This is a genomic window from Pseudomonas sp. ASL3 (assembly GCF_056680425.1).
The window spans coordinates 755,878-774,438 of the sequence record NZ_CM155281.1 but is presented as its reverse complement, the minus strand read 5'-3'; the positions used below and the strand labels follow the sequence as shown (position 1 = coordinate 774,438).

The window sequence follows — 18,561 nt, the reverse complement described above, 5'->3', positions numbered from 1 at the left end:
AAAGTCCGTTCTCGAAGGATTTATTTAGCGGTCGGCATACTGAATTCAGGGCCTTTGGCAATGCTGTCGGGCCAGCGCTGCATCACGCTTTTGTAGCGGCTGTAGAAACGAATGCCTTCTTCGCCATAAGCATGGTGATCGCCGAACAACGAACGTTTCCAGCCGCCGAACGAATGCCAGGCCATCGGCACCGGAATCGGCACGTTGATCCCGACCATACCGACCTTGATCGTGCGGGCGAATGCACGGGCGATACCGCCGTCGCTGGTGAAGCACGACACGCCGTTGCCAAACTCATGGGCATTGATCAACGCCACCGCGCTGGCGAAATCCGCTACACGGACGATACCCAGCACCGGGCCGAAGATTTCTTCCTTGTAGATGCTCATCTCGGGCGTGACGTTATCGAACAGCGTAGCGCCGACAAAAAAGCCCTGCTCGGCGCCCGGCACACTGAAGTGGCGACCATCGACAATCAGTTGCGCGCCCTGCGCCACACCCTGATCGATAAAGCCTTCGACCTTGGCCTTGTGTTCGCCGGTCACCAGCGGGCCCATGTCGATGTCGCTGTGCATGCCATTGCCGACCTTGAGCTGGTCGATCCGGGGCAGCAGCTTTTCAATCAGTCGGTCAGCGACATCACCCACCGCCACGGCGATGGAAATCGCCATGCAGCGCTCCCCGGCCGAACCGTAGGCGGCGCCGATCAGCGCATCGGCAGCCTGATCCAGATTGGCATCCGGCATGACGATCATGTGGTTCTTGGCGCCACCCAGGGCTTGTACACGCTTGCCCCGAGAAGTCCCCTGTTGATAGATGTACTCGGCAATCGGCGTCGAACCGACGAAGGAAATCGCCTCGATGTCCGGGTGTTGCAGCAAGCCGTCGACGGCCGCCTTGTCACCCTGGACCACATTGAACACGCCATTCGGAAGACCGGCCTCGGTCAGCAGCCGCGCCATGAGCAGGCTGGCCGACGGATCGCGTTCGGAAGGCTTGAGAATGAAGCAGTTGCCGGTGACCAGCGCCATGGGAATCATCCACAGCGGCACCATCACCGGAAAGTTGAACGGCGTGACCCCGGCGCAGACGCCCAGCGGTTGACGCAGGTTCCAGTTATCGATGCCACCACCGATGTTATCGCTGAAATCGGTTTTCAACAGGCTCGGCGCACCGCAGGCGTACTCGACGATTTCAATGCCTCGCGTCACTTCGCCCTTGGCATCGGAGAACACCTTGCCGTGTTCGCGACTGATGATTTGCGCCAGTTCATCGTGGTGCTGATCGAGCAGTTCCTTGAACTTGAACATCACCCGTGCACGGCGCAGGGACGATTGATCGGCCCAGGCCGGAAAGGCCGCCAGCGCCGAGGCAACCGCTTCGTCCACGGTCTTCAAGGTCGCCAGCGCAACCCGCGCCTGAACGCTGCCGGTGGCTGGGTTGAATACGTTGCTGTAGCGCTCGCTGACGCTGTCTTGCAGGTGGCCGTTGATGTAATGGCCAATGACCGGGGACTCGCTCATGCCGCAGTTCCTCTTTAAATAGGGTTAAAGATCCAGCAACCAGCTGTGCCGGGGATCGTTATGAAATTGCCAGGCGCGCTTCGGGCCGGCCATCACGTTCAGGTAATAGGACTCGTAGCCATACGGCACGCTGACCGGGTGATAACCCTTGGGTACGGTCACCAGATCGTTGTTTTCCACGGCCATGGCCTGGTCGATACTGCGGTCGTCGGTGTACACCCGCTGGAACACGAAGCCCTGGGGCGGGTTGACCTGATGGTAATAGGTCTCTTCAAGGAAGCTTTCGTGGGGCAGGTCGTCCTGATCGTGTTTGTGCGGCGGGTAGCTGGAGGAGTGTCCAGACGGCGTGCGCACTTCCACCACCAGCAACGAATGCGCCGGCTCGGTATCGGGAAGAATGTCGCAGACGTAACGGGTATTGGCCGCCTTGCCACGGGTGCTGCGCTTCATGCTGTCGGGGGTGATCAAACGTGCCGGCAGGTTTTTTGCGACGTCGCCAGGAGCCGCGCAGACTGCGATTTGCACCGCGCTCAGGGCCGTAATCTGTGCATGGCTGTGGGGCGGCAAATACACGGCGAACGGTGATTTGTCTTCGAAGACCGACTGGCGATCACCAATGTTCCGCCACTCAAAGCCGCCCTGCCCCGGCGCCTCGCCGCTCACGTCGACCCGGCCGCTGAGCAGCACCAGGCACAACTCCTTTTCACCGGAGCTGACCGGCAGGCTCTCGCCGACACTCAGACGGTAAGCGGCGAAACCAACGTACTCCAGAGCACCGTCAGCCAGTGCGACAACGTTGCGGCCTTCGGCTTTGCTCTTGACCAGCAGGTTCATTGTTCAATGCTCCGTTGCTGAGCGTTGTCCAGTAGACCGCGCAAGGTCTCGTAACCTTTTTTGGCGTAGACATAACTCGGCGCGACCGCAGGGTCCTGCTCGGCCTCGACCACCAGCCAGCCGGCGTAATCCGCCGCCAGCAGCACGTCGAGCAGCGCGGCGAAGTCGATATCGCCATCACCCGGCACGGTGAACGTGCCATTGATGATGCAGTCCGGAAAACTCCACAGGTTATTGCGCGCCAGCTGCACCACGGGTTTGCGCACGTCCTTGAAATGCACGTGGCAGATGCGCTCGATGTGCTTTGTCAGCACCTGCAACGGCTCGCCGCCGCCCATGTAGCAGTGGCCCGAATCGAACAACAGGCCGACTTCGTTGCCCGTCAGTGCCATCAACTTATCGATGTCCTGCGGCGACTCGACGTAAGCGCCCATGTGATGGTGATAGGCCAGACGCACGCCTCGGGACAAGGTGAAACGCGCCAGCTCAGTGAGTTTGTCGGCGTATTCCTGCCAGGCCTGATCGCTGTGAAAACGCGGCCGTTCAACCAGCGGAATGCGCTGGCCTTGAATCGAGTCGGCCACCTCACCGTAGACCAACACGCTGGCGCCGTTTTCGGCGAGCAACTGGACGTGACCGGCGATGGCCTCGATTTCCTCTGCCACGGAGCGCCGGGCCAGACGGCTGGAGTACCAGCCCGAGACCAGCGCCAGGTCATAAGGTCGCAACACATCGCCGACGCCCTTGGCGTCCTTGGGAAACTTGCCGTTGAGTTCAAAGCCTTCGTAGCCGATCTCCTTGCCTTCGCTCAGGGCCGTACTCAACGGTGTTTCACCGCCGAGGGCAGGCAGATCGTCGTTACTCCAGGAAATCGGGTTGATGCCGATCCGGATCGCTGAAGGGCCAGTGGAGGAGATTGTGGAAGCGGGCATGGCTGCACCTTTTCTTTATTATTACAGGCCGATGTTTTCAGTCAGGTTTTCCAATCACAGCGACGGCGTCAGACACGCGCCTCGCGCCAGGATTCGATCAAGAACACGAAGGTGCTCTGCACGCGGCTGATCAAGGCCGCGTCGTCGATTTCACCGGCCATCCAGGCCCGGCTTGGCTCCTGGAAAATCGTCCGGCCTACGGCAAAACCCCGGCAACTGCTGCTGTGGCTGGCTTGCTTGAAACCTGCGGCCAACGCTTCGACTGGCGCGTTCAGGCCCAGCAACACCACACCGCGGCAATAGGGGTCGCGTTCGCGAATCAATTCATCGAGTTGCTGCCAGACCTCGGCGGTCTGTGCTTCGATCTTCCACCAGGCCGGAAAGATGCCCAGGTTGTACAGGCGTTTCAGCGCGCGATAGAGCACATCGGGATGGCTGGACGGATGATCCTTGGGTGGAATCACTTCCAGTAGCAATTCGTGCCCGCTGACTTGTGCGGCCTGATACAGGCCCATGAGTTGGGCTTCCTGCTCCAGACGCAGCAACGGTTCGTCATCGGGATGAAATTGCACCAGGCACTTGATGATCTGTTCCTGAGGCCAGCTCAGCAGGTTAGTGCCGACGGAACGACCATGTTCGAACGCCAGCGGCCGCGAACCTTGCACCTCCACCGGGCGCGCGATCCACCAGCCACGACCGGTGGCGCTGTTCAGCGAGTCCTGACCAAAACGCTGATCGGCCAACAGCCCGACATCGGCTTCGATGCCCCGCTGCTTCAAATCGATTTCGACCCGCTCCACCGCCTGGATGAACAACTGCTTGAGCTGACAAATGCTGCTCAGATCACGACCGGCTTTCTGCGCCAGCTCCACCAATTGCCCACGATGATCGAAGGCGAAGATGAACAGCTGCTTCCATTGTTTGCGCGGCACGCTGACCTGATGCAGACGTTGCAGCACCGCGTCCTGATCCGGGCGCGTGATCGGCACCGGACTGTTAAATAAATAGTCGAGTTCCGCCGGAGTCGGCATGGCTGGCGCGCAAGCATGGCGGGACACCACCAGACCACCGCAGGCGTTGGCCAACTGGCAGCAACGTTCGTCGCTGGCATCGTTCAGCCAGCCGCTCAGATAACCGGACATGAAGGCATCGCCGGCACCCAACACATTCAACACTTCGACCCGTACACCGGGATAGATCGCGCCGTCTTCCAGGCGAGCCGGGATGGCACCATGAATCACCGTGCAGCCTTGCGGGCCGAGTTTGACCACCAGGGTCGCGGCAGTCAGGCCGCGCACCGTGCGCAAGGCGCTGAGCAGATCACTGGAACCACCGGCAATCAAAAATTCCTCTTCGGTACCAACGATCAGGTCGAAGCGCGGCAGGATGCGCTGCACATGCTGGCTGACCTTGTGATCGGCAACGAACCGGGTTTCGCCATCGGCCTTGCTCGCCAGGCCCCACAGCACCGGGCGGTAGTCGATATCGAGAATGCGTTTGACGTTGTGTTTCTCGGCGTAGTCCAGCGCCTGGCTGCTGGCCTTGAACACCTGATCGGTGGAGAAATGCGTACCGGTGATCAGCAAGGCTTTGCTGGAGGCGATCTGTTCTTCATGGATGTCTTCGCTGCGCAGCGCCATGTCGGCGCAGTTTTCGCGGTAGAACACCAACGGGAAGGTTTCGCGGTCCTTGAGGCCCAGCAGGACCATCGCGGTGAGACGCTCCGGATCGACCTTGATCCCGCTGATGTCGCAGCCTTCACGGGCCAGGGATTCAAGGAGAAAGCGCCCCATGTGGTCGTCACCAACCCGGCTGAGCATGGCGGATTTGAGCCCGAGGCGAGCGGTACCGAAGGCGATGTTCGCCGACGAGCCACCGAGGTATTTGGCAAAGCTGCTGACGTCCTCCAGCCGCGCACCGACCTGCTGCGCATAGAGATCGACGCCGAGGCGTCCGAGGCAAATCAGATCCAATTGACGCCCATTGGAAAAACGAGTCTGGCCCATGCTGGCTCCTGTTATTTTTATCAGCCTGCGTTGCGTGCCGGGGTTGCGCGAAACGCTCTTGTTGGATGCAGACTAGAACGTCTGGAGGCGCCAATCAATATTTATTCTATAAATTTTTCATGTGGAATATTTTTTCCAGAAGCCTTTGGAGTAATGGCACTTCGTGCTAAACAGACGAGGATATAAATCACAACCCCTGTAAACTGCGCAGTCTATTGTCAGGGGTACAGCCGGTTCGCTCGGCCAGCGATGCCTTAAAAGAACAAGCCAGAAGGATTGAATCGTATGTCCAGCACCGATCAGCAGGCATTGCCCGAAAGCAGCGCCGACACGCCTCCCCTCAATGCCGAAGGTCTGCTCAAGCTGATCACCACTGAATACGAGAGCTTGCCGCGTCAGCTCAAGCGCATCGCGACGTACATGAGCCAACAAAGCGACCGGATCATGGTCGACCGGATCAGCGATATCGCCCGCGAATGCGAGGTGCATCCTTCGGCCATCGTGCGCTTCTCCCAACGGTTCGGCTTCAGCGGCTTCAGCGAAATGCAGGCGCTGTTCCGCGAGGCTTACACCCACAAGACCACACCGGTTCAGAACTACCAGCAGCGCATCCGCAGCATGATCGCCAACAAGTCGCAAAAAGCCAGCGGCGGCGACCTGGCACGCGAATGCGTGAATGCCACACTGTCCGGACTGGAGCGCCTCGGCGCCGAACTGGACGACGAAGCCTTCGACAAGGCGGTGGATCTGGTGGTCAACGCCGACAACATCTATGTAGTCGGTGTGCGCCGCTCGTTCGCGGTCGCGGACTACCTGGTGTACAACCTGCAACACACCAACAAGCGCATCCACTTGATCTCCGGCTTGGGCGGCAGCTATCGCGAGCAAATGCGCAGCGTGCGCGCCAACGATCTGGTCATCGCCATCAGCTTCACGCCCTACGGCAAAGAAACCCAACACTGCCTGCGCATCGCCCAGCACAACCAGGCCAAGACCCTGATCATCACCGACAGCAACCTCTCCCCCCTGGCCAAACGCGCCAACGCGGTCTTGCTGGTCAACGAAGGCAGCTCCTTCGCCTTCCGCTCCCTGAGCGCCACGCTGTGCCTGTGCCAGGCACTGTTCATCGCCGTGGCCTATCGGCTGGAGTTGAAGGTGGATCAAATCCATGAACAGGTGGGGTTTGAGGATTAGTGGGTGAACAACGCCGTGCTTCGGCCTCCCGGATCGAGCACGGCAAAAGGGTGAACGCTGGATGTCGATGCAAGACGCTTATCGTCTAAACCCGTCCCAACGCCAGACCACCACGTCACCGTCTACCTTCGGCATGGGCGCCTCGAACTCCATGAATTGCTCGCTTACTGGCCGGTAGTCGCACACCCAATACCCCGGATACGGGCAAGGCTCGCCGCTACGGGCACGCATGCCGTACTGGGTCCAGCGCCAGCGGACGGTCTCACCCTGATGGCGTGGCAGGCGTTCGTTTAACTTGACCCTGCACTCCACGCAGGGATCGCGCTCCATTTCCCAGCGCCCTTCGCGTGGGGCGGGTTCGGCGCTGTTGGCGTGGCGGGCCGGTTCCGGTGGCGTCTGGTCGGGGTCTCGCTGCCACAGGGTGAAGACCTGAGTACCGTCGCGGTCGAGGGCGGGCAGCGTCTCGCCGTGTTTGAACGCACGGCGCGAGTCGGCTTGGCCCACGGCGAACCACCAACCGGCTTGCAGGCAGGGCATACCAGCGACGGCGCTGATCGGTGCGGGGGCGGGTTCGGTGGATGAGGTTGCGGGCGGCGCGTTGAAACGTACCGCAGGCTCGGGCCAGTCGCTGTCTTGGTCGAAACGGGCCATCCAGCGGCGACTGTCGGCGTCAGTGAAGCGCTCGTTGGGATCGCCGTCCCACTGCCCGAAACCCAGCAGCCCCAAGTCATCGAAACGGATCGGTTTGATCAGTTTGTTCAGCAGCATCGGCAACTCCGGGACACCCTGCTCGACCGGGTACAACTCGGGTTGCTCACCCAGTTCGATCCATTGACCGCTTTCCAGCTCAGTGACCGTAATTCGCGGATGAGCCAGCGCGGTGCGCACGGCTTCGCGTTGCAGACCTAGCTTGTTGCGCCAGTTGTTGGAGAGCAGAAAGGCCCAGGTGGGGGGGCGAATACCGTGAACCAACTCGTCGTCCATCCCATACGCATAGTCGATATCCAATCCAAAGAAGCGTGGAGTCAGTGCTCTCTCCCATACGGTTACTTCTGAACGGGTACCGAACTCCAAGGGATTGGCCATGGCGAAGCCGCTGTAGACTTGCTCTGCCTTTAGCAACTCAATGGTCTGCAGGACAAAGCGGCGCCAGGCATCACGATTGTCTTGCCACCACTGCCATCGATAGTAAAAGACGATCGAAGAGTAGCAAGGGTCCTTAAATTCTTTGATGGCACTGCGCCAAAAATAGCCAGCGGTGGCGGGTGAGGTTGCATGATTTTCCTCATCCGTGTAATTGAAGACAAAATAGTCATACAGCTCGTGCTCCCTGGCTTGCTCCCGTAAATCCGACAAACGCTCAGACCCGTAGGGATACGGTCGCGCCGAGTCAGGGTGGATGGCCATGGTGTAGGGCTTGCCGGCCAGCTGTTCAAAGGCCTCGTGGATATCCACCATCAACAACGAGGTTTCGACATATCGCTTGGGGTCATAAGGGAAATAGAAACTGATAAAGGGGCTGACGCTGTGCATGGCATCTTCGGTGCCCCATCCAGAGTTCGGCCATTCCTTGAGCAGCTCGATAAACTCGTCTCGCTCTTCCTCGGTAAACATCTCATGGGTCGTACTCATGGTTATATCCTTGTACCTGTACCTTTTTTTGGGAGGGCTTTCTTTTCGTCCGGGTCATAACCAGTGCAATCTTCCGGCACGCGTAACAGCGCAACTTTTTCCTTTCCTATCTTTTCTCGGTTCCTTCCTGTTTTCGGCATCATCAAGGCGACATAATTTTTCATTTGTGTAGGGTCCGCCCAATCCCCCGGAAACTTGATCTCCACCGCCGCAAACACGTTTTCGGTTTCAAACGGCTCCTGGCGGTACTCCACGATCACCAGATCCGGCGCGAGGCTTTGCCTGGGGCGCGGCCAGAACGGGAAGACCTTGCCCAGTCGATGCGGCCGGGTCGGCGGCTCGCCCAGCAGCGCTTTCTTGCTGTGTTTGTTGTAATTGGGCTCGGCCTTCAGCGGGCTGCGCCAGTCCAGCACTTGGTCCACGGCTTCGAACATCAACGACGCGGTGGTTTGTTTGAGGGCGATTTCGATGGTCGTCTCTATCACGTCACCGGGGATTTTCTTGCGGATGCGGCGCGGCACCTTGATCGGCGCTTTCAACGCCATGCTGCACACCTGGCTGATGGCCGGGCGGAAGGGGATTTTGCGTTCGATATATATCTTGAAATCAGTGTTCTCTTTACCACGGCGGGAAACGGTGCTGCGGCCTCCCGGATCGACCACGGCAAAGGTCGAACTCTTGACGTCGATTTCATGGGTCAGCGCTTCGAGGGCCTCACGCAAAACTTGTTGGATTTGCGCCTTGCGTTGGGCGATGTCGCTGGCCAATTGGGCCAGTTCGCTGGCGGTCATGCTGGCTTCGTAAGTTTGGTACGCGCGATAGGCACGGTACGCGCCCATTACAACGGCGGCTGCGGCAGGTACGGCCATCAGGCAGGTTCTCCTTCTTGTTGAAGGAAATCGTCGGCGAAAGCTGCGCCCGAGACCGGTTCAAAGGTGTAACGTAGATCACTGTGATGGAACATTGAGAGCGCCTTGTCCGAAGGGGTCCTCAACGTTAATGGAAGTTCAAACCTGTCAGAACCGGATTGTTCTCAGAATTGTGTAGGATTGTTCCCAATCCCCTTTAACCGACAGAGCCGCGCTGTTCGAACGACCGGACGCCTACCCGCTTCACGAGCACTATAAAAAACGATTCAGCAAGCTCGACCACCCCCCGCATCAGCCGTTCATCTAATTATTTAAACCATTTCCTCTTTCTGATTTCACACCCTTACGAGGCCCAGACCTCGCGGTAACACCCATAACGCTTGAGGTGGATTGATCATGCCTGACACCAAAAAACCAATGACTGGCGGCAAGAACCCTGATGCCAGTAAAAAAGGCGGCGGCGCTGGCGGCAACACTGCCATTGACCGCGAAAAAGCATCTGAAGCCGGCAAAAAAGGCGGAGACCAAAGCCCTACCGGAGGTCGCAAGTAAGTGATTGCCTAAGGCGGGAATGTTTGTTCCCGCCTTACTTGTTCTTGTTGTCTTGTCGTCGTGAGGGATTCAACGCATGAGACTCCACACTGCCGGCCTTGCCCTGCTGCTGAGTATGGCTTGCGCCACTGCTTATGCGGCTGCCCCCGAGGTCTTCGTTGACGACGCCTCTGCCAGGAGCATGGCGGAAATCCAGATCAGTCAACTGGCGCTGGAGAAAAGCCAGTCAGCGGATGTGAAGAACTTCGCTGAGATGATGATCAAGGACCATACCGACGCTAACCTGAAACTTGCCAATGTCGCCAAAGGCTTGCAGGTACCGCTGGCCCGCGAAACCGGACTCATGGACCGCTTCAAGAAAATGATTCTTGAATACCGCGGCAGGTCGTTCGACAAAGCCTACGTCGACAATCAAGTAACGGCCCACGAGGCCGCCATCAAGCTGTTCAAGGATGAGATCCAGACATCGCAGACACCGGCACTCACGGCCTTCGCCATGGACGCGTTGCCCACGCTGCAACACCACCTGGACATGGCAAAACAGTTACAGGCCAAGTACGACAAGTAATGCCAGCCCCGCAAGACACCACCTCGCACCGGGTGAGGATCCTCGATTGACGGCGCCCTAGCGTTGCGGCCTAAACATCCGTGGTGTCATGAACGTGCGAAGCCTTTTTCGCTTTCTCCCGACTGCCGCAGATATTCATCTGGCACCAACGACGGCGACCGTTTTTCGAGGTATCGAGGAACAGCCAGTCGCAGGCCAGGGTTGCGCAGATCTTGAGACGGGCCAGGTCGGGAGACGTCAACAATGAAGCCGCCTGAACCGCCAGTCGCCCCATCAGATTCGCCGTCATTTCTTCCACTGTAGCGCTGCGCCGCCACACCCATATTGACGTTACCCCCGCCGATTCCAGCTGACGGTATTGCGCCGTGTCCACCAAGGCTTTATTGAGGAAATGGAGAGTCGCGGGGGTTATACGGCGCCCCTCGGCAATAGGGAAGAACAACGCATACAGCTGTTCGCGAAACGTAATCAGCTGTTCGTAGGCACGACTTGGCTGATAAGACGGAACAGGCATCAACGCCAGAAAGTGAGCAAGTTCTTCTGCACTGATCAAGTGGGCATGTTGGAACCAGTAGATGACGTCTTCAAGGTTTAACAGGCTTTCAGTGACTTCATTCAATGAGGTTCCTGGCCGGCGTCCATTACAACTGTTCAAAAAATCCAGCACGGCCATACCACCCACCAAGCGAAGCGAGTTGATCTTCATAAGGCTGATAGGCATGGCGAATCCCTGACATTAATAAAATCACAATAATGACAGAGAATAGCGCCTTGCCACGTTTTTAGAGGGGTTGCTCTATTGAACAATCAAGCCCGCAGATGCCTGCAAATCCACGCCACGATGATGTCCACCGCTTCGTCCACGCTGACGCAATCGGTGGGTATATGCAGTTCAGGAAATACCGGGGGTTCATAAGGCGAGTCTATTCCCGTGAAATCACGATGCTGCCCACTTCTGGCCTTGCGATACAGCCCTTTGGGGTCGCGCGCCTCGACGACGCTCAAGGGTGCATCGATAAACACTTCGACGAATCGCTGGTTGCCAATGATCGAGCGAGCATGGTGACGTGAGGCATGGGTCGGTGAAATAAGCGCCACGATGACCAGCAACCCCGCATTGACCATCAGTGAAGCCACTTCGGCGACGCGGCGAATGTACTCGTTGCGATCAGCCATTGTGAATCCCAGGTCTTTGCACAGTCCGGTTCTTAGCGAGTCACCGTCGAGAATACAGGTGGGGCAACCGCTGGACTGAAGCAGGATGTTCAATGCATCGGCGATGGTCGATTTGCCTGAAGCGGACAAGCCGGTAAGCCACAGCACCACGGGGGCCTGTTTTAAATCGGTTAAGTCTTGCTCGCTGACGTCCAATTCGGAAGTTGGATCCGCGCTGTGAGTTGTCATGACGCACCGTCCCTGGTTTAGAAGTTGATCAGTAATGAATCAGTCGCTTTGACGCTGTTTAGGCAGCGTTGCGACCACCACCAGTTGCACCAGCAGAACTATCGAGATGAACAAATAGATCGGCGCGAACGAGCCCAGTACATCTTTGCAAACCCCGCCCAGGAAATTGCCGCACACGCCTCCCAGCCCAATCAGCACGTTGGCAATACCAAAAGCCTGGGTCAGCCGACTGACTTCGACGATCTGCCCGATATACGTCGGCACCAGGCCAAAAACCGGGTAAAACGCCAACGCAAAAAGAAAGCCAGCGACATAGAAATACCCGTCACTGTTGAAGTGGTACACGCACAGACTCGCCACGCACGCGCTGGCGAAACACAGGATCAACGCCAGACGGGTGCCGATTCGATCCGCGATCCAGCCCACCAGAAATCCGGCCGCCATGCCCACGGCACCAATGGTCGACCAGACCATGCCGGTGGTGGACGCCAAAATCCCCAGTTCGTCGCGCATGAACGGGGCCAGATACGTCTGGAACGGCAGCAGGGTCAGGCCATTGAGAAAAGCGACCAGCCACATCAGATAAAGCGGCCTGCTCAGCCATTTCTGTTCGCGATGATCGACAGCGGATTGCCCGCTCGACAGTACCGCTGACTGCGGTGTACGGCGTAATAAAAACCAGGCCGCCACGCACAGCACCACGGAAATCAGGCCAGCGGTCAGCCAGATGTTCCGCCATCCGCCCTGCAGGGTCAGTGCACTGACCAACAGACCGTTAATGAACACACCGTAACTGGTGCCGCTCGAAATCAGGCCCATGATTCTCGCGCGTTTGTTGGCCGCGAAGCTTTTGGTCACGAGCTCTGCCAGCGGGATATAGACCGACGCTGAACAGCCGCCGAGCAATACCAACAACGCCCCCGACAGCCAGATGTTGCCGCTCACGCCCAACCCCAGCAGTGAAAGGGCCGTGACGATGGTCGAACAGAGGCTTATTTTCCAACCCTGGAAAAACTTGCCGAGGTAACTGGTGAGAAATGAAAAGCTCAGGAAGCCTATCTGCGCGCCACCGGTTATCAGGCCCACGGTGGTGTAGCCGAAGCCCAGATCGCGGCGCATATCGACCACCAGATTGGCGAACAGGTACACGCCAAAACCATAGGTGCTGGCGACGAAACCCGTCAGGACAATCGCCAGAACAACCCCATTGACGCCCGATGTCCGCACGCTGACTGCATAGGTTGCCATTGAGCTTTCCTCTTCCCGTTTGTTTGTTTTGCTTGTTTAGGTTGTTTGCCTGTTTTTGTTAAATGCCTGCTATCGGGCGATGGCCGTATGAATGATGAAGTCACTGTTGATCACGTCGTAAATCGGCCTGAAGTCACCATAAGATTGGGGCACGCTGAAATCGGCCAGCTCGATCTCAGCGCGCAGTTGCGCGGGAAGAATGGGGTAAACCCGTAAGCGGAAGGAGGCGTTGTCACTGAAGGTGTAAACGAATTCGCACACCTGATCGGTCACTTCACCCAAGCCCACATGGGCCGTTGTGCCGCAGTAGTAATACCGGCCGGACGATTTGAATCTGCCCGCGCGAATGGCCTGAAAGTTGCGCTGATCGACGATCAGCAAGCCACCCGGTTTCAACAGACTTCTGAAGCGCTTGAGGACCTCATGCCGAGTCCTTTCATCGAACACATGGCACAGCGAGCTGCCCAGGCACAGGACGGCGTCGAATGTGCCCAGGGCCTGACTGTCCAGCTCCAGCCAGTCGGATTGGCGCAGTGGAATAGTCAAACCATGTTTGCGGAAGTTGGCCTCGGCCCGGTCGATCATCGTCGCGCTGCCATCACAGGCCACCACATAGAACCCGGCTTTGCGCAACTGCACAGCATGAAAACCACTGCCAGTGGACACGTCGATAACCTTGAAAACACCGGCCTTGTTCAGCAGATCGGCGAAAAAAGTGCCCTCGCCTGCGGATCGTTTCTGCCAATCGATCAACTCGTCCCAACGACTGACGAAGTCGCGGGGGTATTGGTTGGCATAATCGGCATCGGAGCCGGTTTGGGTATGGGCGTTGGTCCCGACAACCTGGTCGGTGGCGTCATCTGACAGGGTAATAATCGACATCGCTTGATTCCTTTCAAGGGTTGCTTTCAAAGGCTGCTTTCAAGGGCTGCCTTCACGGGATAGCCGAGCACCGGGCGTTTTCGGCGTAGGCTCGGTATTTGCGGGCAAGTTCAACGGACCACTGGTGAACGTCCTGAAGTTTCATGTGGAGCATCGAGAAGCCCAACAACGTTTCCATGATTGCCATCTGCTCAGGCTCGAACGTGACACTGGCGTCGGCGTTGATCGAGTGAATACCGTCCTGACTCTGGCAGCGCTGGTTGATGGCGATGGCGTCAGCCCGCGAGACACCATAGGGCAGTGAAAGCAGCACCTGGCCCATGCCAATTCTCAACGGATAACCGCCCGGCAGACCGTGTGGCCCGGGCGCATGCACCTCGACCTCGTCCAGAGAAAAAATATTGCTGATCACCGTGACCGCCGAAGCGGCGGTGAGAAACTGTCCGTCTACACCTCCCAGGCGCCGGAAATCCATACGGGCACGGTGAAAAATCTCGGCGTCCTGAAATTCCCCCGAACAATCGACACCCTTGACGCGGTAGGACAGGCTGTAATTGGCCTCCCTCGGCAGGCCGGCACGTGGGACGTAATGACTGAAATAATGCTGCGCGATGAGTTTGACCTGGACCTGATCTGGCGTACACGAGGCCAGCTTGGCGATCGCCGAGCGTGTCGCGGGAATCAGGTTGGCGACGTTACCCACACCGACATCCGGCGCCAGGCCGACCTTGTCCAGCACGGTATTGACCGCATCCGGGAAGGCGGCATTGATGGTCAACACCCTGATGCCGGATTGCCTTACCGCGCGCATCAGGTTGTACGCAGGTGCGAGGTGCATCGGCAGCCAAGGGCCGAACTGCGCTAAATCCAGTGCATCGAAAAAGGCTTTGGGCAGCTCGGTAATGACTCGCCATGACTGCAAGGAGGCGCAGTTGATAATCATGTCGGGCTTGATCTGAGCGAAAGTCTCGGCCGTCCTGGCGATGTCGCTCAGATCCATCTCAAGGGCGGTGATCGAACTGACCACGCCCAACTGCAAAGCGCCCAACTGCACCAGATTGCACCGGCGAGTGGCCTTTTCCAGACTCCGGCTGGCGACATAAAAGTGGAACGTATTGTACGGGGCCAGAATCTGCAGGATCTGCAGACACAGATTGCCAGCGCCCACGATGAGTATTTTTTTCCTGTTCATGACCGTCTCCTGCCGCGCGCTTGTTGATCCGCTACCGCGCTCTTGTTGTTGATCCGCTACCGCGGATACGCACCGTTATCCACCGCAATGATTTTCCCGGTCATGTGTTTGCTCTTTTCGGACAGCAGAAAAACAATCACATCGGCCACACCTGAAGGCGTTATCGGGTCTTTGATCGTTTCCTGTCGCTCGTACTCTTCTCGCCGGTAATCGGGAATCACGTCGTGAATGGCAGTCTCGCGAACCAGGGCCGGCGAGACCGCATTCACCCGGATATAAGGGCCGTAGTTCCATGCATTGGCTTTGGTCAAGCCGATTACCCCCGCCTTGGTCGCGCCGTAAAGTGCATCGCAACTGCCGACTTCCCCCGCGACCGAGGTGATGTTGACGATGCTGCGAAACGCTTTGGATTCCATTTCCCGTTCTGCGAAATCTTTGGACAGATACACCAGGGCCTTGAGATTGACGGTCCAGATTTCGTCGATTTCTTTATCGGTGTAGCGATAAACACTTTTGCCGAAATAAACACCGGCGTTATTGACCAGCGCAAACAACGACTCATGGTTTTCATACAGGTCGGGAATGAACGTCTTGATCGTGGAGAAGTCGGAAAAGTCCGCGAAGTGAATCTCCAGGCATTCGCGTCCTGCCTCAGCAGCCAGACATTCAAGACCCGCCATATCCTTGTCGGCGGCAATCACATAAAAGCCTTCGGCAATACAGGCCATGACCGTCGCTTTGCCTATTCCATTGGCAGCGCCGGTGACAACTACTACCTTTTTCATCAGGGTTTCCCTCAGCGGGTGAATTGATTCATGCGTTCATAAAAGGGCCGGTGATAGTCGTAATACGCCAACAACCGCGGAATCCGCTTAAGCGCCTGAGCATCAAAATCCACTGCCGAAGTCGTCGTTATCTGCGTGCTGTTTTCCGCATCCGTGTGCCAGCTTCTCCACGGCAGCCATTGCGGCGGGCACGCTTTGTCCCAGCTCAGGGCATGAGGTAAAAACTCGAGTTCCAAGTGGTCACACAATCTGCGTAGGGTGTCGTCAGGGTTGCGTGCCAGATCGTCGGCATTGATGACGTAGGGGATTTTTCCGGTGAGCTGGGTCACCACACAAAAAATCTCATACAACGCTTTGTGCCCAATCGCATTGAGCGGCATGTTCGGGAAAATCGCGAAGTGCGAAAGAATGGAACGGCCCGGCTCACGAATAATGAAAATGTTCTCCTGCTCGAGCAAAAACGCCCGATCGACCTTGAGGTCATCGAGGCAGTGGTAGCACATGTCTTTATGGAAGACGTGACTGCGCTGACGTGCCGAACGCAACAGCGCCTTGATGGCTTCGTATGAGTTCGGCAATCCGCAATCCAGGTTGTCCGAAGGGATGGCAGAGTTCTGATCGAAGGCCATGTGCGCAAAAGGCTCATGGAAGACTTCAAAATCCTTGCGTTCGATAAAGACCCGTTCCAGCACGGTGGAGCGTGAACGTGGATGAGCCCAGAGCGCGATCATTTTGTTCATGCCAGTGCTCCCGACAAAACAGCCGGGGTCGGGGTCAGGCCAGGCCGGGGCGCAGCTCTGGTTAAAGGCACGGTTGTTACCGGCACTGCCAGGCACGACGTCTGGATGAAATCCACCAGTCTCCGATGCGCCATACAGGCTTCGTGGCGGGCTCGGGTAAATGCCGGATGACGAGCAAAGTCCTGTGCCGCAAGAGCCCCTTCAAAACAGGCGTCGCGGAAATAAGGGAGCCTCATCAGCTTATGCAGAACGTCGCGGGGAACGTCTGAGTCCATTGCAGGTTGCACCGGCTTGCCGCTTGCCTCGCGCTGCACCAGGAACTCGATAATCTCCGGCGTCAGTGTGTAGCGGGTTTCACTTTCCCCGGTTTTTTCCAAGTGCCAACAATGGCCGCCGCCCTCTGGAGCCGCATCGACTTTGATACTCGAGAGCAACAGTCGTGCAGGGGTGTCAGAGCGTTTTAACAGCGCCTGGATAGCCTGATAAATCACTATTTCCGCCCAGCGCTTGTCCGAAGGCGCCAGTCGAATACCGAACTCATGGGCTTGCGTGTCCAGGACCGACTCGGCACCCCACCTGCCAATCATGAACGTAATGACGTAGCACGCGCCGCTCACATCCATACCGTTACGCAGTGCAGTCGCCTGACCGAGGCGAATGGCCTGCAAGCCCGCGGCAAACTGCGACACGGTAAAACAAAACGTGTTGTTGATTGAGCAACCGCGTGCCACCAGTCGCTCGATCGCGTCGTAACCGGCCTGACTGCCCGGCACCTTGACCATCACATTCGGCGCCGTGCGCGCCAGTGCGAGCCCCTGATGGACCATGCGCTCGGCACAGTGAATGTCATGGGCGTCGACCTGGGCCGACAGCCAACCCTGCCGGTGCCGGGTTTGCTGCCACAGATCGTTCAGCAGTCCGGCACCTTTTCCGATCAACTCGGCATGGACAGTGTGTTGGACATGCGCGGCATTATGATCCTGACGCAGGGCCTGAATGCGCGGCAGCCAGAGTGATGACTCGTCGAGAATGGCCGAGGTCACCAGCCGTGGATTGGTGGTCGCGCCGCTGATGCCCGACTCGCTGCCGACAAACCGATCCGGCAGCAATTGATCGATATAACCGCCGACACCGGGATAGCGGCCGGATAACTGGTGTTTGAAGGTTGCGTAACCTGTCGGCGAAGCGTCCCACCACACCTCGGAATCGGGGTTCAAATTTCTTAGCAAGCTAACTAAATTAGACGCTGTCATGGTCATGATTCCCTTCGTTATCGAAACGCGCTCAACCGATAAGGTCGAGCAGCTGACTCATCCTTGAAAACGGCACGGCACCGGCCTCTCTCAACTCCGGATGCCTGTCGGAGGGACCGTATCCCAGCACCCGTATACCGGCGGCCACCGCGGCCTGCACACCGGGAATGCTGTCTTCGATGACCAGCGCCTGATCAGGCTCGACATGATGGCTGGAACAGGCGACCTGAAACACCAGAGGATCGGGTTTCCATTTGCCCAGCTCATAGCAACTGAACACCTTGCCTTCGAACCAGGGCCATAAACGGGTCAGCCTCAGGCACTGCTCGACCTTAGAACGCGGCGCGCTCGAAGCCACACAAAAACGGGTGTTGAGGCGGGAGACCACGTCGAGGACACCTTCGGTTGCCTGCAAATCGGTCCTGTAGAGACTCATGGCCTGCATTCTCAGCACCGCTTCGAAATAGAACGGCAGCACGATCAGGTATTGGTCTTGAAGCTCATCAAGACAGGCTCTGATTTTGCGTCCTCTAAACCGCCGAATGCAGTCATTGGTATTCAGTAGCGGCTGGTCTGGACGCTGTTCGAGCAGTTGCGCGTTGAACAGATCTGCCAACACGCTGAGGGTGATTTCTTCGCTCTGGACCAACACCCCGTCGCAATCAAAAATAATCAGGGCGGGTCTGGTTTCAACCCATGCGGCTTCGATAAAGCGATGAGGCGGAGCCAACCCCTGAGAGCAACCACTGGAAAGCATGCTTATTCCTCCCTGAATTCACCTTCCACAGATTGAGTATTTCCGAGATAGAGATTGGATCCAATAATTAAACCTGTCAAAGCGGTTTTAATGGAGTTTTAATCATTAATTAATATAAAGAAATAAAGTTATAAGTGTTTTGTCAGTTTAAAAAAATTACAGGAAGGAATGTGTAAAGCAGGGTTATCAC

General features: G+C 57.5%; 18 protein-coding genes. 3 read left to right on the top strand and 15 right to left on the bottom strand.

Translation table 11 applies throughout. The features are described 5' to 3' along the window. Window positions 1–20 precede the first annotated feature (20 nt). The 4 genes from AC1MEE_RS03500 to AC1MEE_RS03485 form a co-directional block, all read right to left on the bottom strand. A complete protein-coding gene (locus tag AC1MEE_RS03500; protein WP_480413847.1) occupies window positions 21–1,523 on the bottom strand; it encodes a CoA-acylating methylmalonate-semialdehyde dehydrogenase in 1,503 nt (500 codons plus the stop codon). A 24-nt stretch (window positions 1,524–1,547) separates the two neighbouring features. Continuing rightward, window positions 1,548–2,357, bottom strand: a complete 810-nt coding sequence (iolB, locus tag AC1MEE_RS03495) for a 5-deoxy-glucuronate isomerase (RefSeq protein ID WP_480413846.1) — start codon at window positions 2,355–2,357, stop codon at window positions 1,548–1,550. Then, the gene (gene iolE / locus AC1MEE_RS03490; RefSeq protein WP_480413844.1) at window positions 2,354–3,289 is read right to left on the bottom strand and encodes a myo-inosose-2 dehydratase; all 936 of its coding nucleotides are present in this window, start codon (window positions 3,287–3,289) and stop codon (window positions 2,354–2,356) included. Before iolE ends, iolB begins: the two co-directional genes overlap by 4 nt. 68 nt (window positions 3,290–3,357) lie before the next feature. Next, window positions 3,358–5,295, bottom strand: a complete 1,938-nt coding sequence (locus tag AC1MEE_RS03485) for a bifunctional 5-dehydro-2-deoxygluconokinase/5-dehydro-2-deoxyphosphogluconate aldolase (RefSeq protein WP_480413843.1) — start codon at window positions 5,293–5,295, stop codon at window positions 3,358–3,360. Window positions 5,296–5,580: 285 nt separating this feature from the next. On the opposite strand from AC1MEE_RS03485, the gene AC1MEE_RS03480 reads away from it, so the two are divergent. Next, window positions 5,581–6,489 carry a MurR/RpiR family transcriptional regulator gene (locus tag AC1MEE_RS03480; protein WP_480413842.1) on the top strand — a complete coding sequence of 303 codons (909 nt, stop codon included), beginning with the start codon at window positions 5,581–5,583 and terminating at the stop codon, window positions 6,487–6,489. Window positions 6,490–6,567: 78 nt separating this feature from the next. Here the strand turns inward: AC1MEE_RS03480 and AC1MEE_RS03475 are convergent, their stop codons facing one another. Next, a complete protein-coding gene (locus AC1MEE_RS03475; RefSeq protein WP_480413841.1) occupies window positions 6,568–8,121 on the bottom strand; it encodes a type VI immunity family protein in 1,554 nt (517 codons plus the stop codon). 2 nt (window positions 8,122–8,123) lie between these two features. Then, window positions 8,124–8,888, bottom strand: coding sequence for a VRR-NUC domain-containing protein (locus tag AC1MEE_RS03470; protein WP_480413840.1), 765 nt, complete (start codon window positions 8,886–8,888; stop codon window positions 8,124–8,126). Between the two features lie 519 nt (window positions 8,889–9,407). On the opposite strand from AC1MEE_RS03470, the gene AC1MEE_RS03465 reads away from it, so the two are divergent. Together AC1MEE_RS03465 and AC1MEE_RS03460 are read left to right on the top strand one after the other, a co-directional pair. After that, window positions 9,408–9,542: a KGG domain-containing protein gene (locus tag AC1MEE_RS03465; RefSeq protein ID WP_480416143.1), complete on the top strand. Its 135-nt coding sequence runs from the start codon at window positions 9,408–9,410 to the stop codon at window positions 9,540–9,542. A 76-nt stretch (window positions 9,543–9,618) separates the two neighbouring features. After that, on the top strand, window positions 9,619–10,110 hold the full coding sequence (locus tag AC1MEE_RS03460; RefSeq protein ID WP_480413839.1) for a DUF4142 domain-containing protein: 492 nt from the start codon (window positions 9,619–9,621) through the stop codon (window positions 10,108–10,110). Between the two features lie 70 nt (window positions 10,111–10,180). Here AC1MEE_RS03460 and AC1MEE_RS03455 read toward each other — a convergent pair whose 3' ends face one another. The 9 genes from AC1MEE_RS03455 to AC1MEE_RS03415 all read right to left on the bottom strand — a co-directional run bounded on the left by AC1MEE_RS03455 (window position 10,181) and on the right by AC1MEE_RS03415 (window position 18,371). Next, the gene (locus AC1MEE_RS03455) at window positions 10,181–10,831 is read right to left on the bottom strand and encodes a CGNR zinc finger domain-containing protein (protein WP_480413837.1); all 651 of its coding nucleotides are present in this window, start codon (window positions 10,829–10,831) and stop codon (window positions 10,181–10,183) included. An 86-nt stretch (window positions 10,832–10,917) separates the two neighbouring features. Next, window positions 10,918–11,514: an adenylyl-sulfate kinase gene (cysC, locus tag AC1MEE_RS03450; RefSeq protein ID WP_480413836.1), complete on the bottom strand. Its 597-nt coding sequence runs from the start codon at window positions 11,512–11,514 to the stop codon at window positions 10,918–10,920. Between the two features lie 39 nt (window positions 11,515–11,553). Then, a complete protein-coding gene (locus tag AC1MEE_RS03445; protein ID WP_480413835.1) occupies window positions 11,554–12,762 on the bottom strand; it encodes an MFS transporter in 1,209 nt (402 codons plus the stop codon). Between the two features lie 69 nt (window positions 12,763–12,831). Next, window positions 12,832–13,644, bottom strand: coding sequence for a class I SAM-dependent methyltransferase (locus AC1MEE_RS03440; RefSeq protein ID WP_480413833.1), 813 nt, complete (start codon window positions 13,642–13,644; stop codon window positions 12,832–12,834). A gap of 52 nt (window positions 13,645–13,696) precedes the next feature. Continuing rightward, entirely contained in the window at window positions 13,697–14,836 is a 1,140-nt protein-coding gene (locus AC1MEE_RS03435; RefSeq protein WP_480413832.1) for a hypothetical protein, read from the bottom strand. A 56-nt stretch (window positions 14,837–14,892) separates the two neighbouring features. Then, window positions 14,893–15,621, bottom strand: a complete 729-nt coding sequence (locus AC1MEE_RS03430; protein WP_480413830.1) for an SDR family NAD(P)-dependent oxidoreductase — start codon at window positions 15,619–15,621, stop codon at window positions 14,893–14,895. Between the two features lie 11 nt (window positions 15,622–15,632). Continuing rightward, window positions 15,633–16,361, bottom strand: a complete 729-nt coding sequence (locus AC1MEE_RS03425) for a sulfotransferase-like domain-containing protein (RefSeq protein WP_480413828.1) — start codon at window positions 16,359–16,361, stop codon at window positions 15,633–15,635. After that, on the bottom strand, window positions 16,358–17,614 hold the full coding sequence (locus AC1MEE_RS03420; RefSeq protein WP_480413825.1) for a transaldolase family protein: 1,257 nt from the start codon (window positions 17,612–17,614) through the stop codon (window positions 16,358–16,360). Before AC1MEE_RS03420 ends, AC1MEE_RS03425 begins: the two co-directional genes overlap by 4 nt. A 31-nt stretch (window positions 17,615–17,645) precedes the next feature. Next, window positions 17,646–18,371, bottom strand: a complete 726-nt coding sequence (locus AC1MEE_RS03415; protein WP_480413824.1) for an HAD family hydrolase — start codon at window positions 18,369–18,371, stop codon at window positions 17,646–17,648. Window positions 18,372–18,561 lie beyond the last annotated feature (190 nt).